Annotated in this window: 19 protein-coding genes; 7 read left to right on the top strand and 12 right to left on the bottom strand. The window is 60.1% G+C overall.

What is annotated here, in order from left to right; all coding sequences use genetic code 11:
• Window positions 1–106: 106 nt before the first annotated feature.
• The 5 genes from ACTG2T_RS02325 to yciA all read left to right on the top strand — a co-directional run bounded on the left by ACTG2T_RS02325 (window position 107) and on the right by yciA (window position 7,395).
• Window positions 107–1,753, top strand: coding sequence for an NAD(P)-binding protein (locus ACTG2T_RS02325; RefSeq protein WP_330124950.1), 1,647 nt, complete (start codon window positions 107–109; stop codon window positions 1,751–1,753).
• Window positions 1,750–5,325, top strand: a complete 3,576-nt coding sequence (gene nifJ, locus ACTG2T_RS02320; protein WP_330124949.1) for a pyruvate:ferredoxin (flavodoxin) oxidoreductase — start codon at window positions 1,750–1,752, stop codon at window positions 5,323–5,325. The genes ACTG2T_RS02325 and nifJ overlap by 4 nt, the downstream gene beginning before the upstream one ends.
• Before the next feature lie 216 nt (window positions 5,326–5,541).
• Complete coding sequence (locus ACTG2T_RS02315; protein ID WP_156128786.1) at window positions 5,542–5,901, top strand: hypothetical protein; 360 nt, start codon at window positions 5,542–5,544, stop codon at window positions 5,899–5,901.
• Window positions 5,902–6,082: 181 nt separating this feature from the next.
• On the top strand, window positions 6,083–6,931 hold the full coding sequence (locus ACTG2T_RS02310) for an NAD-dependent epimerase/dehydratase family protein (RefSeq protein WP_330124948.1): 849 nt from the start codon (window positions 6,083–6,085) through the stop codon (window positions 6,929–6,931).
• A gap of 59 nt (window positions 6,932–6,990) precedes the next feature.
• A complete protein-coding gene (gene yciA, locus ACTG2T_RS02305; protein WP_033113469.1) occupies window positions 6,991–7,395 on the top strand; it encodes an acyl-CoA thioester hydrolase YciA in 405 nt (134 codons plus the stop codon).
• Here the strand turns inward: yciA and ACTG2T_RS02300 are convergent, their stop codons facing one another.
• On the bottom strand, window positions 7,396–7,620 hold the full coding sequence (locus ACTG2T_RS02300; RefSeq protein ID WP_005337874.1) for a hypothetical protein: 225 nt from the start codon (window positions 7,618–7,620) through the stop codon (window positions 7,396–7,398).
• 107 nt (window positions 7,621–7,727) lie between these two features.
• Between ACTG2T_RS02300 and ACTG2T_RS02295 the strand changes: the two genes are divergently transcribed.
• Window positions 7,728–8,573: an endonuclease/exonuclease/phosphatase family protein gene (locus ACTG2T_RS02295; RefSeq protein ID WP_005337873.1), complete on the top strand. Its 846-nt coding sequence runs from the start codon at window positions 7,728–7,730 to the stop codon at window positions 8,571–8,573.
• Window positions 8,574–8,677: 104 nt separating this feature from the next.
• Here the strand turns inward: ACTG2T_RS02295 and ACTG2T_RS02290 are convergent, their stop codons facing one another.
• The 9 genes from ACTG2T_RS02290 to ACTG2T_RS02250 form a co-directional block, all read right to left on the bottom strand.
• The gene (locus tag ACTG2T_RS02290) at window positions 8,678–8,974 is read right to left on the bottom strand and encodes a GrxA family glutaredoxin (protein ID WP_223849348.1); all 297 of its coding nucleotides are present in this window, start codon (window positions 8,972–8,974) and stop codon (window positions 8,678–8,680) included.
• Between the two features lie 94 nt (window positions 8,975–9,068).
• Window positions 9,069–10,508, bottom strand: coding sequence for a D-alanyl-D-alanine carboxypeptidase/D-alanyl-D-alanine endopeptidase (dacB, locus tag ACTG2T_RS02285; protein ID WP_330124947.1), 1,440 nt, complete (start codon window positions 10,506–10,508; stop codon window positions 9,069–9,071).
• Window positions 10,509–10,620: 112 nt separating this feature from the next.
• Window positions 10,621–12,381: a DEAD/DEAH box helicase gene (locus ACTG2T_RS02280; protein WP_330124946.1), complete on the bottom strand. Its 1,761-nt coding sequence runs from the start codon at window positions 12,379–12,381 to the stop codon at window positions 10,621–10,623.
• Between the two features lie 104 nt (window positions 12,382–12,485).
• Window positions 12,486–13,523 carry an HlyD family secretion protein gene (locus tag ACTG2T_RS02275; protein WP_019445440.1) on the bottom strand — a complete coding sequence of 346 codons (1,038 nt, stop codon included), beginning with the start codon at window positions 13,521–13,523 and terminating at the stop codon, window positions 12,486–12,488.
• 3 nt (window positions 13,524–13,526) lie between these two features.
• The gene (locus tag ACTG2T_RS02270; protein ID WP_005344404.1) at window positions 13,527–13,865 is read right to left on the bottom strand and encodes a DUF3302 domain-containing protein; all 339 of its coding nucleotides are present in this window, start codon (window positions 13,863–13,865) and stop codon (window positions 13,527–13,529) included.
• A gap of 211 nt (window positions 13,866–14,076) precedes the next feature.
• Entirely contained in the window at window positions 14,077–15,498 is a 1,422-nt protein-coding gene (locus ACTG2T_RS02265; RefSeq protein WP_019445441.1) for a carbon starvation CstA family protein, read from the bottom strand.
• Window positions 15,499–15,638: 140 nt separating this feature from the next.
• Entirely contained in the window at window positions 15,639–16,343 is a 705-nt protein-coding gene (gene btsR, locus ACTG2T_RS02260; protein WP_330124945.1) for a two-component system response regulator BtsR, read from the bottom strand.
• Window positions 16,340–18,010: a sensor histidine kinase gene (locus tag ACTG2T_RS02255; protein ID WP_330124944.1), complete on the bottom strand. Its 1,671-nt coding sequence runs from the start codon at window positions 18,008–18,010 to the stop codon at window positions 16,340–16,342. Before ACTG2T_RS02255 ends, btsR begins: the two co-directional genes overlap by 4 nt.
• A 353-nt stretch (window positions 18,011–18,363) precedes the next feature.
• A complete protein-coding gene (locus ACTG2T_RS02250) occupies window positions 18,364–19,599 on the bottom strand; it encodes an HD-GYP domain-containing protein (RefSeq protein WP_103250499.1) in 1,236 nt (411 codons plus the stop codon).
• Window positions 19,600–19,829: 230 nt separating this feature from the next.
• Between ACTG2T_RS02250 and ACTG2T_RS02245 the strand changes: the two genes are divergently transcribed.
• Window positions 19,830–21,446, top strand: coding sequence for a phosphoethanolamine transferase (locus tag ACTG2T_RS02245; protein WP_330124943.1), 1,617 nt, complete (start codon window positions 19,830–19,832; stop codon window positions 21,444–21,446).
• A 71-nt stretch (window positions 21,447–21,517) separates the two neighbouring features.
• Here ACTG2T_RS02245 and nagC read toward each other — a convergent pair whose 3' ends face one another.
• Window positions 21,518–22,732 carry a DNA-binding transcriptional regulator NagC gene (gene nagC, locus ACTG2T_RS02240; RefSeq protein ID WP_005334312.1) on the bottom strand — a complete coding sequence of 405 codons (1,215 nt, stop codon included), beginning with the start codon at window positions 22,730–22,732 and terminating at the stop codon, window positions 21,518–21,520.
• A 4-nt stretch (window positions 22,733–22,736) separates the two neighbouring features.
• On the bottom strand, window positions 22,737–23,882 hold the full coding sequence (nagA, locus tag ACTG2T_RS02235) for an N-acetylglucosamine-6-phosphate deacetylase (protein WP_040066105.1): 1,146 nt from the start codon (window positions 23,880–23,882) through the stop codon (window positions 22,737–22,739).
• Window positions 23,883–23,887 lie beyond the last annotated feature (5 nt).

The following is a 23,887-nucleotide window of genomic DNA, read 5'->3' as shown; positions in this document are numbered from 1 at the left end:
TTTCTAACGCTTTCGCTTCTTCCCCATCCGGCCACCGTCCGCTTCGGCTACACGGTATCAAGCGCCATCGGGTGGGGCCTGTCACACAAAAAGAAGAAAGCAATGTATGAGCAAACAACTGGACATGACCCCATTGCCGGATCTCTCCCTGAAAACGGGAACAGGCCCGGTGCGTACCCGGCTACCCGTCTGGCGGCAGGCCCTGCCACCCTGCAATCACGCCTGCCCGGCCGGAGAAAATATCCAGGCCTGGCTCTCTTTGGCGCAGGCCGGCCGTTTTGAGGCGGCCTGGCAGACCCTGATCGAAGAGAACCCCTTGCCCGCCATTCATGGCCGGGTCTGCTATCACCCCTGCGAGAGTGCCTGCAACCGCGGGCAGGTGGATGAATCCGTCTCCATCCACGCCATCGAGCGTTTCCTCGGCGACGAGGCGCTGGCCCGTGGTTGGCAGCCCGCAAACCCTGCCCCTGCCAGCGGCAAGAAGGTGCTGGTCATAGGCGCTGGTCCCTCCGGCCTCTCCTGTGCCTGGCACCTCAACCGGCTCGGCCATCAGGTGGAGATCCGCGAAGCGGGGCCGCTTGCCGGCGGCATGCTGCGTTTTGGCATTCCCGCTTACCGCCTGCCCCGCGACGTGCTGGATCGGGAGGTGGCCCGCATCGTGGCGGTCGGGGTGACGCTGACCCTCAACCACAAGGTGGAGGATGTGCTGCGCGAGCGCGACGAGGGGGGCTTTGATGCCGTCTTTATGGCCATCGGCGCCCATCTGGCCAAGCGGGTCGATATTCCGGCCCGGGAAGCGGGCAAGATCCTCGATGCGGTGAGCTTCCTCGAACAGGCCAGTCTGGCCGAAGAGCAGGGCTTGCCACCCCCCAAACTGGGACGGCGGGTAGCGATTTATGGGGGTGGCAATACCGCCATGGATGCGGCCCGTACCGCCCGTCGCCTCGGTGTGGAAGAGGCGATGATCATCTACCGCCGCGACCGGGATCATATGCCCGCTCACGCCTTTGAAGCCGATGAGGCCGAGGAGGAGGGGATCAAGATCAACTGGCTGCGCAGCATCCGCCAGCTCGACAACACCAATATCGAGGTGGAGGTGATGGCACTGGATGCCGAGGGCAAGCCGGTGCCCACCGGCAAGTTTGAAACCCTCGAAGCGGACTCTCTTATTCTGGCGCTCGGTCAGGAGGTCGACCTCTCGGTGCTGGAGAGCATTCCCGGCGTGCGGGTCAACAAGGAGGGAGTGGTGCAGGTGGCGGGTAACCTGATGACGGATGTGCCGGGTCTGTTTGCGGGCGGCGACATGGTGCCCTCCGAGCGCACCGTTACCATCGCCACCGGCCACGGCAAGAAGGCGGCGCGCCATATGGATGCCTGGCTGCGCGGTCGCCACTATCACAAACCGCTCTCCTACCCGCTGGTGGGGCCGGAGCAGTTGCAACTCTGGTTCCAGACCCACGCGCCCGCCAGCAGTCAGCCGGTCAAACCGGCGTGGGCGCGGGACGACTTTGGCGAGATCATCGGCGGGCTGGATGAGGTGGCCGCCCGCTACGAGGCGGCGCGCTGCTACTCCTGCGGCAACTGCTTCGAGTGCGACGGCTGCTATGGCAGCTGCCCCGAGCAGGCCATCGCCAAGCTGGGGCCGGGCAAGGGGTATCAGGTGGATGCCGAGCGCTGCACCGGCTGCGGTGCCTGCCATGACCAGTGCCCTTGTCACGCCATCGAGCTGCGCCAACCGGAGGAGTCCCAATGAAACATGAACTGATCATGGTCGACGGCAACGAAGCCGCGGCCCGGGTGGCGTACCAGCTGAGCGAAGTGTGTGCCATCTACCCCATCACCCCGAGCTCGACTATGGCCGAACTGGCCGACGCCTGGGCGGCGGAAGGGCAGACCAACCTCTGGGGCAACATCCCCACAGTGGTGGAGATGCAGAGCGAAGGCGGGGCGGCCGGCACGGTACACGGCGCCCTGCAGGCGGGGGCGCTCGCCACCACCTTCACCGCCAGTCAGGGGCTGATGCTGATGCTGCCCAACATGTACAAGATCGCCGGTGAATTGACCTCGGCGGTGTTCCATGTGGCGGCCCGCTCGCTGGCGGCGCAGGGGCTGTCGATTTTTGGCGACCATCAGGACGTGATGGCGGCGCGCAGCACCGGTTTTGCCATGCTTGCCTCCGGCTCGGTGCAGGAGGCGCAGGACTTGGCCTTGATCGCCCACAGCGTCACCCTGCAGTGCCGGGTGCCCTTTATCCACTTCTTCGACGGGTTCCGTACTTCCCACGAAGTGAACAAGATCACCGCCCTGCATCGGGATGAAATTCGCGCCCTTATCGACAACGACTGGGTGCGCGCCCACCGTGCACGGGCGCTCAACCCGGATCATCCGGTGATGCGCGGCACCGCCCAGAACCCGGATACCTATTTCCAGTCCCGCGAGAGCGTCAACCCCTTCTACGAAGCGGTACCGGCGCGAGTGCAGCAGTGCATGGACAACCTCGGCGAGCTGACCGGCCGCCACTACCGGCTGGTGGAGTACCACGGCGCGCCCGATGCCACCGACGTCATCGTGCTGATGGGCTCGGGGGCGGCCACTGCCCGTACCACTGTAGATTGGCTCAACCGGCAGGATCGCAAGACCGGCGTGCTGGTCATTCGCCTCTATCGCCCCTTCCCGGTACAGGCGCTGCTCGATGCGCTGCCTGAGAGCGTGCGGCGCATGGCGGTGCTGGATCGCACCAAGGAGCCGGGCGCCGGTGGCGAGCCGCTGCTGCTGGATGTGCAGAGCGCCCTCATCGACGGCTTGCAGCGCGGCCTTATCAAGCGGCTGCCGTGGCTCAGTGGCGGTCGCTATGGCCTCTCTTCCAAAGAGTTCACCCCCGCCATGTGCGCGGCGGTATTCGAGGAGCTGGCATCCGATGCGCCGCGCCCCCGCTTTACCGTGGGGATCGTCGATGATGTGTCGGGCCTCAGTCTGGCATGGCACCCCATAGGCGATCTGGAGCCCGCCAGTCGGGTACGGGCGCTCTTCTTTGGCCTCGGTGCCGACGGCACAGTCGGCGCCAACAAGAACAGCATCAAGATCATCGGCGAGCTGGAGGGGTTCCACGCCCAGGGCTACTTCGTCTACGACTCCAAGAAGTCGGGCTCGCGCACCGTCTCCCACCTGCGCTTTGGCCCCGAGCCCATCGATGCCCCCTGGCTTATCGAGCAGGCGAGCTTTATCGGCTGCCACCAGTGGGGCTTTGTCGAATCGGTCGATCTGCTGGAGCATGCCGCCGAAGGGGCGACCCTGCTGCTCAATGCTCCCTATGAGCCTGACCGTGTCTGGGCCGAGCTGCCCGAGCGGCTGCGCGCCCGCATCCGCGCCCTCGATATCCGCCTCTATTGCATCGATGGGGATCGGGTGGCCGAGCGCAACGGCATGGGCAATCGCATCAACACCATCATGCAGACCTGCTTCTTCGCGCTGGCAGGCATCTTGCCGCGGGATGAGGCGATTGCGCTGATCAAGGAGAGCATCGAGAAGAGCTATGCCCGCAAGGGGCCCGAAGTGGTCGAGCGCAACTTCGCGGCGGTGGATGACACCCTGGCTCATCTCCATCAGGTGGCCATCCCGGCTGGTGAGGAGCAGATCAGCGACTATCCGCTGCCATTGGCTCCCGGCGGCAGCGAGTTTGTCCAGCGCGTCACCGGCGAGATGCTGGCGGGGCGCGGCGATCTTATTCCGGTCTCCATGCTGCCGGTGGATGGCACTTACCCCACAGCCACCAGCCGCTTCGAGAAGCGGGATATCGCCCGCGATATCCCGATTTGGCACTCCGATATCTGCATCCAGTGCGGCAACTGCGTCTTTGTCTGCCCCCACGCGGCGCTGCGGGCCAAGTTCTACCATCAGGACTGGCTGGCGACCGCCCCCGAGGCTGCCCAGTCGGTGCCCGTCACCGCCAAGGGTTTCCCCGACAGCCGCTACACCCTGCAACTCTATCCGGAGGATTGCACCGGCTGCGGTCAGTGTGTGCAGGCCTGTCCGGTGCGGGCCGGGGCCGATGAGGAACACGAGGGCGAGCGTGCCATCACCATGATGGACAAGGCGCCCCATCTGGCTGGCCAGAAGCAGGCGTTGCGCTGGTTCGAGAGCCTGCCCTGGCCTGCCCGCGAGCGGGTGGACTTCTCCACGGTGCGCGGTGCCCAGTTCCTCGAACCCCTGTTCGAGTTCTCCGGTGCCTGCGCCGGCTGTGGCGAGACTCCCTATCTCAAGCTGCTGACCCAGTTGTTTGGCGATCGCATGCTGGTGGCCAACGCCACCGGTTGCTCCTCCATCTATGGCGGCAACCTGCCGACCACCCCGTGGGCCAAGAACGGCGAAGGGAAGGGGCCGGCCTGGTCGAACTCCCTGTTTGAGGACAACGCCGAGTTTGGCTTTGGTTTTCGTCTCACCGCCGATCAGCATCACGGTCAGGCGGTGGCGGCCCTCGAAGCGATGAAAGGGGAGCTGGGGGAAGCATTGGTCGAGTCGCTTATCAACGCTCCGCAGCGGCTGGAGTCGGAGATCCGCGCCCAGCGCACCCGGGTCGCACAAGTGCGCGAGCGGCTGGAAGAGGTGAAATCCGGCAAGGCCCGCGAGCTGCTGTCACTCATCGATCAGCTGGTGCGTCGTTCGGTCTGGATCATCGGCGGCGATGGCTGGGCTTATGACATCGGCTCATCGGGGCTCGATCACGTGCTCGCCTCCGGCCGCGATGTGAACGTGCTGGTGATGGATACCGAGGTCTACTCCAACACCGGCGGCCAGATGTCGAAATCGACGCCGCTCGGTGCCGTCGCCAAGTTCGCGGCGGGAGGCAAGACGCTGGCCAAGAAGGATGTAGCGTTGCAGGCCATCTCCTACGGCAACGTCTATGTTGCCCGCATCGCCTTTGGTGCCAACCCGCAGCAGGCGCTGCAAGCCTTGCGTGAGGCGGAGGCCTATCCGGGCCCGTCGCTGATCATTGCCTACAGCCACTGTATCGCCCACGGCATCGATATGGAGTTTGGCCTGACCCAGCAAAAACGCGCCGTGGCCTCCGGTCACTGGCCGCTGATGCGCTACAACCCGGTACTGCGACAAGCGGGGCAGAACCCCTTCAGCCTCGACAGCCTGCGCCCCTCCATTCCCCTTGCTGAATACCGGCAGGAGGAGACCCGTTATCGGGTGCTGGCCCAGAGCCATCCGGAGGAGGCTGAGCGGCTGATGCAGGTGGCGCAAAAAGTGGCGTGGCAAAAGTGGGCCACTTACGAGGAGATGGCCACCCGCGAAGCTAGCCACTTTCATCCGCCGGTGTGAGGATGGGGTTAAATCTGCATAAAACGAAGCGGGCCACTGGCCCGCTTTTTTAGTCATTTGGGTAGGGACGGGCTCGTTATAGAGTAAAAGCATCCATATTTCCGACTCTAATCGAGGTCGTATTTTAAGGTGAATGGCACTAAGGCATTGAAAGTTTTTCATAAATACGTCTGTGTTAGAGTGGTTCACTTCACAGAACAAATTTGTTAGGTGCTTATGACTAATCGCCTTTTAAGTCTCTTGGGGTCATATCCAGAGTGTGACGAATTTCAAATCGGGAGATTGCTTGTTTGGGTCGAGTACCCTTCAGGCAGAGACCGTTTAGCTTGTTTGCGTAATGCAGAGGCGATTCTTCCTGAGCTAGAGTCTGATATTTCCAGAGTGGAAGAACTTGCTGCGATGAGCATTGGAAGTGCAGTCCCAGCAACTGTAACGGGCATAAGAATTGAAGCAGAACGATCCGCCTCGTATGAATGCACCTTTTTTGACGGGGAACATGAAGATGAATTCATAACCATCAGCAGAGATTCTGGTGGCTACCTTTTTGCTGATGCTCAGAGCAAGCGTGCAAGGTGAAAGAGCTATAGAAAAGGCTTTATAAGAAGCTGACGAAGCTGATACAGAACCAGATAGACAAATGCCGCCATCTTGGCGGCATTTGTCTATCTGTAGGCTGTAGGAGAGTTGGCCAAGGCTTCCTTTTCCGACCAAGGCAGGTAAGCTGCGGGGCAAATAGCGTCAAGCAGGAGAAGGGACGATGACAGAGCAACATTTCGCCGGGACGATCGGCATTCTGGGGGCGGGATGGCTGGGGCTGCCGCTGGCGCGGGCCCTGCTGGCGGCAGGCAAGTCGGTGGCGGTGACGGTCAGTAGCGCCGAGAAGGCGGCTCGTCTGCAGGGGGAGGGGATCGATGCCCATCCGCTGACCATCTCTGCCAACATGAGCTCTGCCGAGATGCCCGTCGCTGATCAAAAAGCGCCGTGGCCCATCCCCTGCGAATCGCTGGTTATTTGCGTACCGCCCAGCAAGACCGATGACTATCCGCAGGCGGTGGCAAGGGCCTGCGCGTTGGCCAAAGCGAATGGCACCCGGCGGGTGCTGTTTGTTAGCGCCACTTCGGTGTGGGGGGCGGGGCAGCAGGAGGGTGAAGAGCCCAAACCCCGCCATGCCCGTGGCGAGCGGATGCTGGCGGCGGAGCAAGCGGTGCTGGCGACTGGCTTCGAGGCGGTGATGATAGTGCGCCCCTCCGGCCTTTATGGCCCGGATCGCCATCCCGGCCGTTTCCTGGCGGGCAAGACTCTCGATGGCGGCGCCCAGTCGGTCAATCTGGTCCATCTGGACGATGTGGTGGCGGCTTGTATGTTGCTGCTGGAGCGGGGCAAGGACGGGGATGTTTTCAACCTGAGCGCGCCTGTGCATCCGCGCCGCGAGCAGTTCTACCCCTTTGCGGCGCGTCAGCAGGGGCTGCCTGTGCCTGTCTTTATCGAGCCTGCCGGTGAATTTCAGCCCATCGACGGTCAGCTGATTTGTCAGCAGATGGGATTCAACTATCGCTGGCCCGATCCGGCCCACTGGTTTGCCGAGCTCGCCGCCTCGGGCAATTGAGGTTTGCCAAGGGGGTGATCGCCCCCTATCATGCCGCCATCCATGAGAGAGAGGCGGTAATGATGGTAGATACAAAACGTCACCCCGATGGGGAGTTGTTGCTGAGAACCCTGGCAATGCCAGCCGATACCAACCCCAATGGCGATATCTTTGGTGGCTGGATCATGTCCCAGATGGATATAGGTGGGGGCATTATGGCCAAGGAGCTGGCAAAAGGACGTATTTGTACCGTATCCGTCGAAGGCATGACCTTTCACAGTCCGGTCAAGGTGGGCGATGTGGTCTGCTGCTACGGCCGCTGCATGAAGATCGGCCGCAGCTCCATGAAGCTCAAGCTGGAGGTGTGGGTCAAGCCGGTACTGCGGGAAAACGATGCCCAGCGTTACTGTGTGACCGAGGGGATCTTCACCTATGTCGCCATCGACGAACATGGCAAATCCCGCCCGGTTCCGGTGAGTGCCTGATTAAATCAGCCTGGCATTGATGATGGATATTTCCTGCTCAAGCCCGGTTTTTTGCCGTATCATGCGTTCCAGCATCTCTTCCGAGCCCACATATTGCAGGGTGTCGAACAGGCAGAGATCGCATTGAGGGTCCCGTCTTATCTGATAGACGGTGGCCAGCTCCACTTGATGACAATTTCCTTGTTGATCATAAAACGTCACGTTGTACCGAAGTTCTTTCGCCATGAGACAAGGTCCTTCTGGTTGGGTGGAACAGGGACTATCAGCTTAGTCGGCGTGGATGACGTTTGTGATGGTCGCAACAAAAAGCAAAGGCGGGCGGTTGTTAGCCAATGAAAAATAGTTATCGCATTCTTGGCACCTCCCTGCTGACCCTGGGGTTGGTAGGCTGTTTTGAGGTGCCGGATCAGAACCATCTGGTCACAGCTCAAGGGATTGTGCCGGGACTCGACTGCCAGCGTCCGCCGCTGGTAGCGTTGGCGACTACGGCGCTGCCCCGTGAATTCGGGGTGACGGTGTGGAATCTCTACAAGGGCCAGCGCAAAAACTGGCGTGAAGGGATGGACAGTTATGCCAAGGGGCAGGATCTGGTGCTGCTGCAAGAGTCGGCCACCCGTCCCGATATGCTCGACTGGCTGCGCGCCGGTGATTTCCAGTGGCAACAGCTGCAAGCCTTCACCCAGGGCGGCGTGTCGTTCGGGGTGATGACGGTGGCCAAGACCCCGCAGGCGTTCGTCTGTGGCGTGCGCTCTCCCGAGCCCTTGCTGCGCATCCCCAAATCCGGGCTGGTGAGCCTCTATCCGCTGCAGGGCGATCCTGATGGCGTGATGGTCATCAATATCCATGCGGTCAATTTCGAGCTGGGGATGGCCACCTTCCGCGAGCAGCTCAACGACCTGACTGCCTTGGTGCGCCGCCATCAGGGGCCGGTGATCCTGGCCGGTGATTTCAACACCTGGAGCGACAAGCGCCAGTTCTGGCTGAATAAACTGGTGGACGAGCTGGGTCTGCAAGAGGCCGTGCCGGTGCCTGACCTGCGCCGCACCGCCTTCGGTCGTCCGCTGGATCACCTCTACTACCGCAATCTGGATCTGGTCGAGGTGAGTTCACCGGCGACCGACAGCTCGGATCACAACCCCATCATTGCGCGCTTTGCCGCCCAGTCGGTGACTCCCTGATCGGGGATGATGTGCGCGTGTCGCCCATAAAAAAATCCGGCGCCTGATGGCGCCGGATTTTTTTATGCTCTGGCGGTCAACCCGCTCGGGATGACCCGCAGGAATTACTGGTAGAGACCCAGATTCGCTTTGGCGTAGGCTTCGAAATCGGTGCAGCCACCGATGTGCTGCTCATCCAGGAAGATCTGCGGCACGGTATTGACCGGCTTGCCGGCGCTCTTGGCCAGATCTTCTTTGGTGATCCCTTCGGCATGGATATCCACGTAGCGGAATTTGAAGTCATCGCGCTGTTCGGTCAGCTGCTCGGCGATCTGTACGGCACGGACACAGTAGGGGCAACCCGGGCGACCAAAAATCACTGCAAACATATTTTCTCTCCGTTTTTTAAGCCGTTTATGTATGGCCGTTGATATGAGGCAGGCAACAGCATAGCCCTGCCTCGTGGCGACTTGAAGCCGAAATTATCGATACCCTGATTCGAGTGGGCCTATTGGCTCAGCTCTCATCGGCGATCTGGATCGGCTGCTGCTGATAGATGCTCTCCAGCACCCCCTTCTCGAATACAGTCCAGGGCCACGGCGCCTTGCTGGCACGGTAGCGCTCATGGGTGGCCGGATCTTGGGACAGACCGCGCTGGAACATCACGAACGCCTTGCGCTGGCCGCCTGCCGTGTCGATAAAGCCCACCAGATTGGAGGTGCCGGTGATGGTTCCCGTCTTGGCGTGGACCTTGTTCTTCATCATGGGGGCGGTGACGCTGCGCCGCCACGCCAGGGTGCCATCCACCTGAGAGCTTGGCAGCAGCTTGATCAGGCCAAGCTCGGCATCATTTTTCTGGATGAAGTTCAGCACCGACATCATCTGACGGGCGCTGATGAGATTGTGAGCGGAGAGACCGGAGCCATCGGCCAGGGTGGCATTGCCCAGATCGATGCCGTTCTTGGTCAGGATGGCGCGCACCGCCATGGTGCCGCTGCGATAGCTGCCCGGCTTGTTGTAGTAGTGACGGCCCACGGTTTTGAGGAAGGTATCGGCATAGAGGTTGTCCGATTTCTTCAGCATCTTGGCGAGCATTACCGGCAGGGAGACCGAGTAGTGGGTGCCGAGGGTCTCTGCCCCTTCCGGGGCCTTGTGGGTGACCCGCAGCAGGCCATCATGCTTGATACCGGCACGGTTCATCGCCCAGCGGATGTTGTCCCAACCCCAGGCTTCCACGTCGTGGATGGCGAAACGCAGACCCTGCGGCTCCTTGTTCGGGGTGATGCAGCCCTTGAGCTCGTAGAAGTTGCCCTTGGCCATGTCCACTTCCAGTGCGCAGAACTGGCGCGCCATGTCGCCATAGCTCATCACTTCCACGTTGTCGGCACCGATGCCGATGGGCACGCCGGTAGCTACATTGCCGACCGCCGGTTTGCCAATCTGGGTGGCAGTGATGGTGCCGTAGGCGCAGTTCTTGTCGATGATGACCGAGGAGACAGGAGCGGCGAAGCAGAGGGTCTGATCCCCCCACGACCAGCCGTTGCCGCGCTCGTAGCCGTTGTAGGCGCCGGTGTTGACGTAGACATTGCCCTTGATGCTGGTGACGCCGAGCTGCTTGAACAGGGCCAGCAGATCCATGCGGGAGAGGGTAGGGTCGCCGACGAAGTTGATCCAGATATCGCCATTGATGGTGTTACCCTGTTTGGCACCGGGTTGGGCCTGAATGTCAGTGGCGAAGCGGAAATCGGCACCCAGCTCGAGGCGGGCCGCCAGCGCGGTGAGCACCTTCATGGTGGAAGCGGGGGCGATCATCTGATCCGCGTGGCGGGCGAACTCGACGCCGTTATTGCCCTGCACCATGATGGCGTACTGGCCACCCTGAGGGGGCGTCAGCGGGGCGGCATGAGCCGCCAGGGAAGAAAAGAGAGCACAAAAACCAATCAACAGCCGCTGCATAACATCCTCTAACGTGACGAAGGGCCCGGCAGTGGTGCCGACCCTGATAATTCAACCCGCCGATGCGGGATCGACGGGATAACGCAATTCATGCCATGTATGCCGGTCGCCATCATGCCATCGAGTTGGCGGTACGATAGTGGCCCTCATAATCAAAAATCTTCTCTTTTATCTGCCAGAAGCGACCCGATTTGCGGGCGATGACAAAATCCGGATGACGGAACTGGCTTTGCGCAGCCAGCACGCTCGCCAGGGTGGCAAATTCGGGCTCCAGCCCCGGGGCGGGCCAATGATGACGCACAAAGTGCTGTTGAAACAAGCGCCGTGCGCCCGGGGAGTGAAATCCGAAGTATTCACTGAGGGTCAACCCATCCTCATCGTGGTAGGTCACCTCCAGCCGCTCCCCCTGTTTGCCGCGCCCTGCGGTGAGGGTTAGCCCCGCACAGCGGATCACCATGCAATCCTTGAGATTGAGCGCCTCTTTAAGCTTGTCGTCAGGGTCCACCAGCAGCTGATCGCAGCTCTGGCAGCGGCGGGCGGCGATGTCGTTCTCCGCGCCGCAACCGGGGCAGATCTTGGCGCGAAAGCGGTAGTCGCACTCCTCGCGGTTGCCCTCATCATCTTCAAACAGCCCCTGACAGCGGCGACCGTAGTGCTCGATCACCTTGCCATCCTCGTCGGTTTTGCCCCAGAAGGTGTTGGCAAAACCGCAGGCGGGGCAGGGCACCTGTACCGGCTCGGTACCGGCGTGGGGGCGAGGCTCCCCCACTTCGGGGGCGAACAGGTTGAAGTTGTTGCCCGCATAGTCGAGCACCAGACAATCCTCCTTGCCCGGCGAGAGACGCAGGCCCCGCCCGACGATCTGCTGATAGAGCGAGACCGACTCGGTAGGTCTGAGCATCACGATAAGATCGACATGGGGGGCGTCGAAGCCGGTGGTGAGCACCGCCACGTTGACCAGAAACTTGAGCTCCCGCGCCTTGAAGGCGCTGATGAGGGCATCGCGCTCCGGCCCCGGCGTTTCGCCGGTAATAAGGGCCGCCTGCTGGCCTCTGGCGCCAAGCAGGCCGTGAATTTCGTGGGCATGTTCGACGGTGGCGGCGAAGATCATCACCCCCTGCCGGTCGGCGGCATACTCCAGCACCTGACTAAGGATATGGGGGGTGACCCGCTCCTGCCGCTTGAGCTCGCCGTTGAGATCCGCTTCGCTGAAGAGGCCATTCTCCCGCGCCACCAGCTTGCTGAAGTCGTAGTGAACGATGGGGGCATCCACCATGCGCGGCGGCGTCAGGTAGCCGTTTTTGACCATAAAGCGCAGGGGCAGCTCGAACACGCAGTCGCCAAACAGCCGCTCGCCGTGGCTTTTGACCATGCCGTGGTAGTGGCGCCGGTAGATCCAGCCCAGCCCGAGCCGATAGGGGGTCGCGGTGAGGCCGAGGATCTTGAGGGCCGGATTGGCAGCCTTGAGATGGTCGATCACCTGATGGTACTGGCTGTCGTCATCGAGCGAGACCCGATGGCACTCGTCGATGATGAGCAGCGAAAACGCCCCGTCGAAGGCAGCCAGATTGCGCGCTACCGACTGCACCGAGCCAAACACCACCTGGGCGCTCGCCTCCTTGCGATCCAGCCCTGCGGCGAAGATGTCGGCCTTGAGCCCCCACGCTTCGTACTTGGCGTGGTTCTGCTCCACTAGCTCCTTGACGTGGGCCAGCACCAGTACCCGACCACGCGCCTTGCGGGCCAGCTCGGCGATCACCAGACTCTTGCCAGCCCCGGTGGGCAGCACAACCACAGCGGGATCCGGGTACTTGCGAAAGTGGCTGATAACGGCGTTGACGGCGTCGGTCTGGTAGGGTCTGAGAACGAACATGCAGGTTTGGTGCGGGGCTTGGCAGGATGGCGCCATTATAGGGGTCTTGCCGTCATAAAAACAGCGGGCCGGCATGATGCCGGCCCGTTGAATACATTGCGTGCTTAGTGGAAGGGGAAGAGGTAGTTCATCCAGCTTGCCATGCGCAGCAGCACTTTGCGCATTACAGAAACATGGTGGAAATACTCGGTATAGACAGCGGCTTGCCCGCTGGCACCCGCGATTACCTGATACTTGGCCCATTCGGGGTCGGTGATGGAGATCAGTACCGGCATGCGGCCCGGGCGGATAGCGCTGGTCTGATCCAGCAGCATGGCGTTGGCCTGCACGTTACCGGCGGCAATGGCCGGGATCACGGCGGTCACCTTGCCCTTGAAGATCTTGCCGGGAATACCGTCGATCACCACTTCGGCCTCATCACCCACCGCCAGACGCTGCATGCTGTTCTGCCAGAACCAGCCAACATAGGCAGTCTCATCTTTGTGGATGAAGGTCATCACCGGACGGTACATGAAGGGGGTGGCGATCATGCCGGGACGCAGGGCAAGCTGCACCACATGGCCATCGCTTGGGGCATAGACCACGGTCTGGGCCAGCTGGTATTTGGCTTCATCGAGCTGGGCCTGCAGATCTTCCAGCGTGGCGCGTTGCTGATCCATCTGGGCGGCGATCTCGTCTACGCTCGCCTGAGTCACGTCGAGGTCACGCTGCTTGCCGACGCCGCGGCGCATCAGGTCACTGGCGCGATCTCTGTCCAGTTTGGCGGAGCGTAGTCTGGCGTCAATGGACTTGAGTTGATCCTTGTTGGCATCAAGTCGGGCGCTCAGGCTCTCCACTTTCAGTCTGAAAGGCTCGTCATCGAGGCGAAACAGCACGTCACCCTTTTTCACCGGCTGGTTGGCTTGTACCGGCACCTCGACCACCCGGCCCTTGACCAGCGGCACAATGGGGGTTGAGAGGTAGTAGTTGCGCGCCATCTCGGAGTAGGGGTGGTTGTAGTTCATCAGCATGATGAGGGTGCCGATGAGCACCACACCACCCAGCGCGGCAGTCGGAACAGTCCACTTGTTGAGCGGGATGCGGAAGATTTTGAAAATGGCTACACAGAGTGCCGTATAGGTCAGGATCAGTAGCAGGTCCATGATTTATCCCTGTTGCTCTTGCTGTTCGATATGGTTGAGACGGCCCTTCAGTTCAGCCAGCTCTTCTCTGAGGGCCGCGATATCATCTTCATCTTTTTGCAGGCGCTGGTTAAAGCCCCAGCCGCGATCGGGGCGATAGATGGTTGCCCAGATCCAGAGGAAGGGCCACAACACATGCAGGGTGAAGAGACTGACCCAGCCGGCAACATGGATGGCATCCTGATGGGGATGATTCCGATGTTTGGCGATTTCGTAAGGAATATCGTGGATCACGATGATTCCGTAGAAGATGACCAGCGCGACAAAGACGAGCAGGCCAAGGGCAAAGTAATCAAGGAACATGTATAACCTCCACTGGCTTTAAGCACAGCTTTATCATTGATTCATATATTCGGGAAAGCAATTTAAAATCACATATTTATCGTCAGGTCGCACGGAATCTTAAGGGCTTGTGCTGTATAGGAGCTTAAGGGAATAACGAGTTGTTTTATTGGTTTTTTTATCAATTTAAAAGGGGCCTTTTGGCCCCTTTTTTACCACCTCAAGTCAGACATCACCCTTCACTGGGATTGCTAACCAGTGGTTGGCGGAACTTCATCAGGAAGGCCACGGTAATGGCAGCCGTTGCAGTCAGGCCGATAATGGTGGAGGTTCCCATCTCCAGCCCGAACCCGATGGGGGCGTTGGCCAGATAGGTGATCACGACAGCAGTCATGAACATGGCGGGAATGGTGCAGATCCAGTGCAGCTTGCCCTCTTTGATGAGGTAGGCAGCCGCAGCCCACAGCATGATGACGGCGGTGGTCTGGTTGGCCCAGCCGAAATAGCGCCAGATCACCCCGAATTCAGCCTTGGAGATGATAAAACCAAGGATAAACATGGGGATGGCAATCAGCAGACGCTTGGCCAGCGGCTTCTGGGTCATCTTCAGGAAGTCCGCCACGATCAGGCGAGCACTGCGAAACGCGGTGTCACCGGAGGTGATGGGCAGGATCACCACGCCGAGGATGGCCAGAATGCCGCCCACGGTGCCGAGCAGGCTGGTGGAGACTTCGTGTACCACGGCTGCCGGGCCGCCGTTGGCCATGGTAGCGTTGAGCGCTTCGGTGCTGTCGTAGAAGGAGAGACCTAGGGTGCACCAGATCAGGGCGATGATCCCTTCACCGATCATTGCACCGTAGAAGATGAAGCGGCCGGATTTCTCGTTTTGCATGCAGCGCGCCATCAGTGGTGACTGGGTGGCGTGGAAGCCTGATACCGCGCCACAGGCGATGGTGATGAAGAGCAGCGGCCAGAGCGGCAGTTCGGTCGGGTGCAGGTTGGAGAAGTCCATCCCAGTGTTGTAGAAGCCTTTGCCGGAGGCGATCAGGCCAACGATGAGGCCGACCGACATGAAGACCAGCAGGGCGCCGAAGATGGGGTAGAAGCGGCCGATGATCTTGTCGATGGGGACTATGGTCGCGAGGATGTAGTAGGCAAAGATTGCCACAATCCAGTAGACCAGATCGGTGGAGGTGAGGTTGGCGAGCAGCCCTGCCGGGCTCAGCACGAATACCACGCCCACCAGCATCAGCAGCACCACGGCAAACAGGTTCATGAAGTGCTTGGCGGCGGTGCCCAGATGCTCACCGACCACGGTTGGCACCGAGGCACCCTTGGCGCGCACCGACAGCATGCCGGAGAAGTAGTCATGTACCGCACCGGCGAAGATGCAGCCAAAGACGATCCACAGCATGGCGACGGGGCCGTAGAGGGCACCCAGGATGGGGCCGAAGATGGGGCCGACACCTGCGATGTTGAGCAGTTGAACCAGATAGACTTTCTTGTCCGACATCGGGACATAGTCCACCCCGTCAGCCATGGTGATGGCGGGGGTTTTCAGCTCGGGTTTCGGGCTGAATATCCGTTCGATGAATTTGCCGTATATGAAGTAGCCGGCCACAAGTAAGCCGACACAGAGGAAGAACCAGATCATTGCTACGCTCCTGCATTGTTATTTTTTAGTGTGCAGAGCGAGTCTAAAACGGTTGCGCCTGACTGGCTGGTGAAACTCCCCGAACGGCGCTTTGGCGCGCCGAGCGGTCGGCGGCTGTGATCAGGCGCACACTCCGCAGTTCAGTCCAGCCCCAGCTGATCTTTGAGCTCCTTGAGATAGCGACGACTGACCGGCACCCGGGCGCCGCTCGGGGTGACGATCTCCGCCAGCTGGTTATCAAGCAGCCGGATCTCGAAGATGGCATTGGGAGAGACCAGATACTGGCGGTGGCAGCGCAGCAGCGGGCTCTTTTCTTCCAGCGATTTGAGGGTGAGCTGGGTGTGGAACAGCTCGCCCTGACAGGCCACATGGACCCCGCCCAGATCGGAGAAGGCATACTCCACCTGCGCGATGGGGAGCAGCCTGACCCGATTGTGCAGATAGCCCGGAATGTGTTCGATGGTGGGGGCCAGCCGCTCGATGGGCTGCGGGGAGATATCCTGCTTGAGGCGAGCGAGGGTCTTGGCGAGCCGGGCGGGCTCCACCGGTTTGAGCAGGTAGTCGAAGGCGTTCTCTTCAAAGGCCTGAATGGCATATTCGTCAAAAGCGGTGACAAAGACGATGCGGGGCAGGGGGTCGAGCATGGCGACCAGCTCCATGCCGCTCAGCTTGGGCATCTGGATATCGAGGAACACCACATCGGGCTTGAGGCGCTGAATAAGCGGCAGCGCCTCGATGGCGTTGGCCGCTTCCCCCACGATCTCGATGGCAGGACCGCAGGCCAGCTGCTGCCTCAGCTCTTCGCGGGCATAGTGTTCGTCATCGACTATCAGGGTGCGGATCATGGTTGCTCCTTGGGGATGGTGAACGAGACCCGGGTCCACTGTTCCGGCTCGCAGGCAATAGTCACGCCATAGCGCTCGCCAAAGGCGCTTTTCAGTCGCCGATCGACAATGGTCATGCCCAGACCGTCGCCAGCGGGGTGCGCTTGCCAGGTGCCTGCATTATCTTCCACATGGATAGTGACGCTGGTGGGATGCTCATCGGTATAGAGGCGAATGCGCCCTTGCTCCAGCAGGGTCGAGACGCCGTGCTTGATGGCATTCTCGATCAGCGGTTGCAGGGTGAAGCTGGGCAGTCGCAGTGTGGCCAGATGGGGCGGGATCTCGCTTATCACCGTCAGCCGATCGCCAAAGCGGGCCAGCTCGATCTCCAGATAGGATTGGCAGTGCTCCTGCTCCTCCAGCAGGGTCGCAAGGCCGCTCTGGCGTTTGAGGTTTTTGCGAAAGAACAGCGATAGATGCAGCAGCAGATCCCGCGCCTTGTCCGGATCGCGCCGGGTGATGGCACTGATGGTGTTGAGGGTGTTGAACAGAAAGTGGGGGTTGATCTGGGCCTGGATAAGTTTCAACTCGGACTGCACCAGCAGCCGCTGATGCTGCTCCAGCCGACCGGCCAGCAACTGCTGTGACAGCAGGTTGGCAATCCCTTCCCCCAGGGTGTGGTTGATCTTGAGAAACAGCCGCTTCTTCGGCTCGTAGAGCTTGATGGTGCCGATCACTCCTTTGTCCCCCTGCAGCGGGATCACCAGCACCGAACCCAGCTGGCATGCGGAGGAGAGGCTGCAGCGATAGGGCTGGCTGTTGCCATCGGCAAACAGCACCTTGTTCTGGGCGATGGCCTGCATGGTGATGGCTGACGCGATGGGGGTACCCGGCAGATGGTGATCTTCGCCGGTGCCGATAAAGGCGAGGATCTGCTCGGTGTCCGTGATGGCGACCGCCCCCACGCCTGTCTCCTCCTGAATGATGCGGGCAATCTTGTTGCTCGCCTCCGGGGTAAAGCCCTGACTCATGATCCCCACTGTGCGGTTGGCGATATTGAGCGCCTTGGCGGAGAAGACCCGGGAGAACTTCTCATACATCCGCTGCTGGTCGCGGATCATGCTGATAAAGAGCGCCGCGCCGCAGGAGTTGGCCAGAATCATCGGGGTGGCGATGGTGCGCACCAGCAGCAGGGATTTGTCGAACGGGGTCGCCACCAGCAGGATGATGACCATCTGCATGATCTCGGCGTAGAGGGTGGTAAAAAAGGCGATGCGCGGTTCAAACAGGGCATCCGTTCGTCCCGAGCGCATCAGGCGCCAGTGCACCATGCCCCCGAGCAACCCCTCGCAGGTGGTGGAGATGGCGCAGGCGAGATCGGTAAATCCCCCCAGCGTATAGCGGTGCAGACCGCCGGTCAGCCCCACCAGAAAGCCCACCAGCGGTCCCCCCAATAATCCCCCCAAGACGGCGCCTACCGCCCGGGTGTTGGCGATGGCATCGTCGATATCGAGGCCTACATAGGTGCCGAGGATACAAAAGCTGGAAAAGATGATGTATATCAGTATCTTGTGAGGTAGTCTCACTGAATAGTTGGCAAGCGGGCGCAGCAGTGGGCTTTTCGAGAAGAGATAGGCGATCACCAGGCTGACGCTCATCTGTTGCAGCAAGGAGAGGACCAACTGCATAAAAAACGCTCCTCATAAGCCAGCTGAAAAAATAGCCAGCCCGTGAATAAGTGTGATCAGGATCTTGTTCTGTTGGCCCAACTGGGCGCAACGGGCCGTCAGTTTGCCAGAACAAGTGGATAAAACCATATTAAATCAGCATGTTAAATTGATATTTGTGTAAGCGGCAGCGGGTTGATATTGATGGATGGAGCATGAATGTATCCGCTGGATACGCCACACGGAGGTGGCATGCTCCGCCCGGCCCCTTGGCTGGGCGTTTTTTATACATGGTCAGTTGGCAACCTTCTGATGGGGGTTTGAGCAATTATTCCGGTTTGTCCAATGAGTTATCCCCAGCTTCTGGGGATAACTCAGAATGCAAAGTAGTAGCAGAAGCGGCGGGTCAGGTTGAAGAACTGCCGTTGTCCCTCATCCAGCTCTTCCTGTTTGATAAAAGCAGTGATGGTGCGTTCATCTTCCCGCAGATCGATCATGGCGACGGCTTCTGGCCGCTGGGCCTTGATATAGGGCAGGATCTTCGGCTTGAGGGGCATGGTGGGTTCGGTAGAGAGCACCAGCGCGATGCTCTCGTCCGAGAGTTTCACCAGTGATCCTGGTGGATAGACCCCCAGTACTTTGACCAGCAACTTGACCAGATTCTGGTCGAACTTCTTCTGGGATAACTTGTAGAGCTGGCTGATGGCCTGACTCGGCGCGGCCGGGTTGCCGCTGTTGCGGGGATGGAGCAGCTCATCGTAGAAGTCGACTAGTCCGATTAATCGCGCCAGCGGCGGGATCTCCCCGCCCTTGATCCCGAGCGGATAACCGCTGCCGTCGAGCCGCTCGTGGTGCAGATGGGCGACCTGACGGATTTTCGGTTCAAAGGCGTTGAGCTGGGTCAGCATGTCAAATCCGTACTGGGGATGCATATTGAGGAAGTTCTGCTCGGCCTTGTTGAGATCACCGCGTTTTTGGGTGATCTGGCTCGGGATCTTCAGTTCACCGATATCGTGGATAAGTCCCGCAAGTCCCGTCTCTTCCAGTTCTATAGGATTCATCCCCAATTCGCGTGCCATCAGCATGGCAATGAAAGCCACATTGAGGCTGTGTTGCAGCAGGATATCGGTGTGGGGGCTGCGAATAAGGTGGAGCCCGAGAGGCCCTTCATGCTGACTGAGGGTGAAGGCGGCATTGCGGACGATCTGGGCGGTATTGGCCAGCCCCTCATCCGGTTTGAGGTTGAGCGCCCCGAGTGCATCGCGCAGCTCGCTCATGGATTGGCCAAAGGCTTTGTCGGCGGCGCGCATGGAGCGGCGAAAGGCCTTTTCGTCAAAGGGGGGCGGGCCCGAGGCAATCAGCTCTTCCAGCTCGTCAAGGTCAGGCCCGGCATCCGGGATATCGCCGCGCAGTAGCGGCTCGATGGGCAGATCGCTCTTGTCGGGGTCGACCATCAGCAGGGTGAGATCAAGATGACGGAGAATGTCGAGTTGCTGCTGGTCCTTGATCTTGAAGGTATTGAACATAAATGGGTGGTTGGTCCATCCAGTGGGAAGATGGATATAGTGGCCTACTCTCAATTGCTCTATCGAGGCTTGGATCAGTGCCATCGGTTAACCTGCATTTCGTGAATGCCTACTCAACAAGCTAGCAAAATCCGATGGATAGACAACTAAAAATCCATTTCGGGGCTGCGGAGCACCCCGTGCTGTGATGGGGCGCACGAGCGCCGTGCTTCTCCTCTTAATTCGCGCTTAAGTTTTACTTCCTACGCTGGCCCCGTCGTTTTTGTTGGCTTGGCCGGCCCGCTGCGCTGCAGGCCGGTATGTAGGAGTTGTTTATGCGTGTAACTCTCGGTGTACTGCAGACCAATCTGTTGCTGGTGCTCTTTTTCGCCCTGGTACTGAACTGGCCAATCTTTTTGCATTTCTATACGGTGCTCAGCGCCCTGACTCATGTCAAAGCCGGATTTGCCATCTCGATCCCGCTGGTGCTGATCGCGGCGCTCAATGCCGTGTTTATTCCCTTCACGTTCCGGTTTGTGCTCAAGCCCTTTTTTACCGTGCTCATTCTGACTGGCTCCATCGTCAGCTACGCCATGCTCAAATACGGTGTCATCTTCGATGCCGGTATGATCCAGAACATAGTGGAGACCAACAGTGGTGAGGCGGGGGCTTATCTGAATGGCTCGGTTGCGCTCTGGTTTCTGCTGACCGGGCTGCTGCCTGTTCTGGTGCTCTGGTCGCTGCGGATCCGCTATCCGGCTCGCTGGTATCAGGGGTTGGCGTGGCGGGCTGGTGCACTGGCTATCTCTCTGCTGTTTATCGGGGGCGTCGCGTCACTTTACTATCAGGATTACGCCTCGGTCGGGCGCAACAACAAGTCGCTGGCCAAAGAGATTGTGCCCGCCAACTATGTGCACGGCCTCTACAAATATGGGCGGGATGTGCTGTTTGCCACGCCGATCCCCTACCAGCATCTGGGGACAGATGCCAGGGTGGTGGCCCGGGGAAGCAAGCCGACTTTGATGTTCCTGGTGGTGGGGGAGACGGCGCGCAGCCAGAACTACTCCCTTAACGGGTATGGCAAGGCGACCAACAGCTTCACGGCCAAAGAGCAGGGGGTGGTGTCGTTCAGGAATGTGCGTTCCTGCGGGACTGCCACTGCGGTCTCGGTGCCCTGCATGTTCTCCAACCTCACGCGCCGTGGCTACGATGACCAGCTTGCCAGCTCCCGTGACGGCCTGCTCGATGTGCTGCAACATGCCGGGGTCTCGGTGTTGTGGAAAGAGAACGATGGCGGTTGCAAAGGGGTATGCCGCAATGTGCCGACCATCGAGATCCTCCCCAAGTCCTATCCTGCGCTCTGTCAGGGGGAGTCCTGCTATGACGAGGTGTTGCTGGAGGGGCTGGATCAGCAGATTGCCGGCATGAAGGGCAACAAGTTGGTGGCCTTTCATCTGATGGGCAGCCATGGCCCGACATATTTCCGCCGTTACCCTGCCAGCGAGCGCGTCTTTATGCCGGACTGCCCGCGCAGCGACATTGAAAACTGCAGCAACGAAGAGCTGGTCAACACTTATGACAACACCATCCGCTACACCGACAAGGTGGTGGGGCTGCTGATAGACAAGCTCAAGTCGCTGGAGAGCCAGTACGATGTGGGACTGGTCTATCTCTCCGATCACGGCGAATCCCTCGGGGCCATGGGGCTCTATCTGCACGGCACGCCTTACAAGTTTGCGCCGGATGATCAGACCCGGGTGCCGCTGCTGACCTGGTTCTCGCCTCAGTTACAGGCCGATCGCCAGCTGGATATGGGTTGCCTGGCGGCGGAGGCGAGCAGCCAGCGCTTCTCCCATGACAACCTCTTTCACTCCATGCTGGGGATCATGGATGTGCAGACGAGTGTTTACGACAACAAGCTGGATCTGTTCAGGCCATGTCGGGCGAGCTAAACCGCCAGCAGGCACACAATAGAAAACGGCAGCCACTGGCTGCCGTTTTGTTATCTCGCAAGATCAGTGCCTTACTTCTGCTCCATGATGATCTGCAGCAGATCTCCCTCCAGCAGGGCGCGCTTGACCAGTGCAAAGCCGCCATAGGTCGGCTGGTTCTGGAAGCGGGCTTTCACGATGGGCAGGCCACGGTGGAAGCTCGGCAGGGATTGATGCTCGACGCAGCGACGGATGGCCGGGAAGAGGATCTCTTCGGCGGCGGTGATTTCACCGGCGATCAGCACCTTCTGTGGGTTGAACAGGTTGACCGTAATAGCCACCGCCCGTCCCAGATGCTCACCCACGTTCTCGATGACGCTGCGGGCCAGTTCATCGCCCGCCAGCGCCGCCTTGCACACCTCCTGAATGGTGATGTGCTTCTCCTGCAGCGCGCTCTGGTGACCGCGGCTGATGAGCTCCTTCACCTTGTCGATGATCGCTTCGTTGGAGGCGATGGTTTCGAGGCAGCCGAAGTTGCCACAGTGACAGCGCTTGCCGAGCGGCTCGACCTGGATATGGCCGATCTCGCCGACGTTGCGGTTCTGGCCGAGGAACACCTGGCCCTTGGTGATGATCCCCGAGCCCGTCCCCTGGTGGACGCTCACCAGAATGGAGTCCATGCAGTCGCGGGACTCGCCGAAGAAGTGTTCGGCTAACGCCAGCGAGCGGGTGTCGTTGCCCACGTAGCAGGGGAGGTTGAAGTGGTTCTCAAGCAGCTTCGCCAGTCCCAGATTGCGGATCTGGTACTTGGGGGTGTAGATGACCATACCGGATTCCGGGTTGACCAGACCCGGCATGGTCAGAGCGATGCTGATGAGGTTGCGACAGCGTTCGCGGTTGGCATCGATAAAGGCGCCAATCTCCCGCAGCAGCATGTCGACCACGGGTTGCTGGTCGATCTCGGTCACCTGAATGACGTGCTGGTCGAGCTCCTTGCCATCTAGGTCATAGAGACTCAGTTGCAGGTAGCCGCGGCCCAGCTTGGCAGAGACAAACTGAAAGCGATGTTTGATGGTGGTCAGGGAGATGGCACGCCGCCCGCCGGTTGAGGCTTGCGGAGAGGTCTCCTTGATCAGGCCATGCTCGATCAGTTGCCGGGTTATTTTGGTCACGCTGGCCGGGGCCAGCTGACTCAACTCGGCAATCTTGACCCGGGAGATGGGGCCTTGCAGGTCGATGAGCCGATACACGGCTGCACTGTTGACCTGCTTGATAAGATCTACGTTTGCTATTTGTCCGCCAGTCATGATGTCACTGTTGTGTGTAGTGTCCGTTAACCACGGTCCCACGGACCGTGAAGTCCTGATCGAAGACAGTGAGGTTGGCTACTTTACCGACCTGGATACTACCGAGACGTGAGTCCCATCCAATGGCGCGAGCGGGGTAGAGGCTGGCCATTCTCAGTGCTTCATCGAGCGGTAATCCGACCTGCTTGACCAGATTTTCCACCCCCTCAATCATGGTGAGGGAGGAACCGCCGAGTGTACCATTCTCGTCGACACACTGACCATCGCGTAAAAAGACGGTGGTGCCACAAAAATCAAATTTCTCAAAGCCTTCCGGTGCACCGGCTGCCGCGGTGGCATCGGTGACCAGCACCAGTCGCTCCCCCAGCGCCTTGTGAGCCAGACGCACGTTGGCCCAGTGCACATGGTGGCCATCGACGATGATGCCCGCATAGACATCTTTGCGATCGTAGATGGCGCCCACGACGCCCGGCTCGCGACCGTTGAGGGTCGGAGTCATGGCGTTGTAGAGGTGGGTCGCAAAGCGAATACCGTTATCAAACCCGGCCATGGCCTGATCGTAACTGGCGGCAGTGTGACCGGCCGAGACCAGAATGCCCGCTTCCACCAGACGGCGGATATGGGCCGGCTCGTTGCGCTCCGGAGCAAGGGTGATCTTGGTGATGGCATCCGCGTTGGCGCAGAAGAAGTCGATCATCTCGTCCGCTGGCTGGCGAATTTGCGCGGCAGGGTGGATCCCCTTGCGCTTGAGGTTGGTGTAAGGCCCTTCCAGATGGACGCCCAGCACCTCGTTGGGGTTGGCAGCCATGTAGTCACGGGTCACCGCAACGGCCTGCTTCATATCCGCATCCGGACTGGTGATCAGGGTCGGCAGGAAGCTGGTGGTACCAGATTTGAGGTTGGCCGCCTGCATGGTTGCCAGGGTCTCGACCGTGATGTCGGTGTTGAACATCACCCCGCCACAGCCGTTGAGCTGCACGTCGATAAAACCGGCGGTCAGGTTGGCGCCTTTGAGGTCAATCTGCTCGATGCCCGCAGGCAGTTCGGCCAGGTGAGAGATGGCGACAATCTTGTCGCCCTCGATAAGCACCCCGTAGCCGGTCAGCACGCAGCTGCCGGTGTAGAGGGTGCAGTTGGTCAATGCGTACATGACGA

It is taken from the genome of Aeromonas sp. 75A (assembly GCF_051919425.1).
In the GTDB taxonomy this organism is placed as follows: Bacteria; Pseudomonadota; Gammaproteobacteria; order Enterobacterales; family Aeromonadaceae; genus Aeromonas; species Aeromonas veronii.
Note: the sequence above shows the minus strand (reverse complement) of the source record. Positions and strands in the feature narration are given on the sequence as shown.